Below are 1,684 nucleotides of genomic sequence, written 5' to 3' on the forward strand. Positions count from 1 at the left end.
TTAATATAGAGAATAAATTATAACTTTTAAAAAAGACGATTGTAATTATTTGTACAAAAACAATATAAGCCAGATAAATACTCATTTTAATTTAGCGAATGACAATAAACGGAGTCATTTTTTCGAGCGATTTTTTGCCAATTCCATTTACGGACTCTAATTGTTCTACTGAAGTAAACGGTCCGTTTTTATCAATATAATCTAAAATATTTTTTGCTTTTGCTGGACCAACACCTGGAATTTTTTCCAATTCTGACTGTGATGCATGGTTTATATCAATCATCTCATTTTGTTTGGTTTCATCCCCCCTATTAGTCATTATAGTCTGATCGGTTTCTTCTCCAATAAATGGTACATAAATGACCATCTCGTCAACTATTTTTTTAGCTAAATTAACCTTATTAACATCAGCTTTTTCTTTAAATCCTCCTGCCAATTTAATCACATCAAAAACACGTTCTCCTTCGTTACATTGGATTACACCTGGTTTTTGAATTGCTCCTTTTACATCAACCATAAATACTTTCGAATTCACTGGTATACTAACTTCTTTTTTCTGATCATCGTTCTTCTTTTCTATTTTTTCTTCGAGTGATTTCTTTGCAAAAACTACTTCATTTTTATGCTCAGTTTGATAAAAATTTACAACTAAAATACCGACAATTACGAGACAAATCCAAACTAGTTTATTATGAATTAACTTTTTCATTATTAGTCCTCCATTTTAACTTAATCATTATTTTCGACCTTGCTTCATATAGTGTAGGAGAGAATGTATGCAAAGGAAGGGATGCACTCATGAACGTAGGAATCATAGGTACAGGAAATATGGGCACCATTTTGCTCAATGGATTAATAAAATCAAATGCCGTGAAGCCCTCCGAATTAACTGTTACAAACCGTTCAATGTATAAAGCTTATGAGCTAAAAAATATATATCCTGATTTAAATGTAGTTGAGACAGCCAAAGAAGTAATTACGGCTTCAGAAATTGTATTAGTGTGTGTAAAACCTTTAGAAATTCAGCCACTATTATCATCTTTACAAAAACATTTCACTAAAAAACATTGCGTTATATCGATCACTAGTCCGATTAATGTTGATCAATTAGAGGCGATATTACCCTGTCAAGTTGCACGCGTTATTCCAAGTATTACAAATCAAGCATTGAGTGGGGTAACTTTAGTTAATTTCGGGAATAGGTGTACGGCCAAAATTAAGGAACAAATAATCGAGCTTTTTTCGAACATATCTAAACCAGTCATGATTACAGAAGATATCACAAGAGTTTCATCGGATATCGCAAGCTGTGGACCTGCATTTTTTAGTTACTTACTTCAAAAATTTATCGATGCTGCTGTTTGTCAAACTTCAATTTCAAAAGAGCAAGCAACGATCTTAGCAGAAGAAATGATTATTGGTTTTGGAAAACTAATTGAACAAAAACATTTTACCCTTGAAACACTTCAAGAAAAGGTATGTGTAAAAGGCGGAATAACTGGAGAAGGTATTAAAGTATTAGAAGCTCGTGTTGGAGATTTATTCGAAGAAATTTTTGAAAAAACACATGATAAGTTTGAAAAGGAAATTGAGCGTGTAAAGGAACAATTTTGATTAAAAATAATTATACTGCTTTACTCCATTCGTAACAAAAATACAAAATTCAATTTTGTACGTCTAACAA

General features: G+C 31.6%; 2 protein-coding genes. One reads left to right on the top strand and one right to left on the bottom strand.

What is annotated here, in order from left to right:
• Nucleotides 1-91 precede the first annotated feature (91 nt).
• Nucleotides 92-709 carry a helix-hairpin-helix domain-containing protein gene (locus CN514_RS18395; protein ID WP_098233849.1) on the bottom strand — a complete coding sequence of 206 codons (618 nt, stop codon included), beginning with the start codon at nt 707-709 and terminating at the stop codon, nt 92-94.
• Between the two features lie 89 nt (nt 710-798).
• Between CN514_RS18395 and comER the strand changes: the two genes are divergently transcribed.
• Nucleotides 799-1,614, top strand: coding sequence for a late competence protein ComER (comER, locus tag CN514_RS18400; protein ID WP_098233850.1), 816 nt, complete (start codon nt 799-801; stop codon nt 1,612-1,614).
• Nucleotides 1,615-1,684: the final 70 nt, after the last annotated feature.

The organism is Bacillus sp. AFS001701 (genome assembly GCF_002559405.1).
GTDB lineage: Bacteria > Bacillota > Bacilli > Bacillales > Bacillaceae_G > Gottfriedia.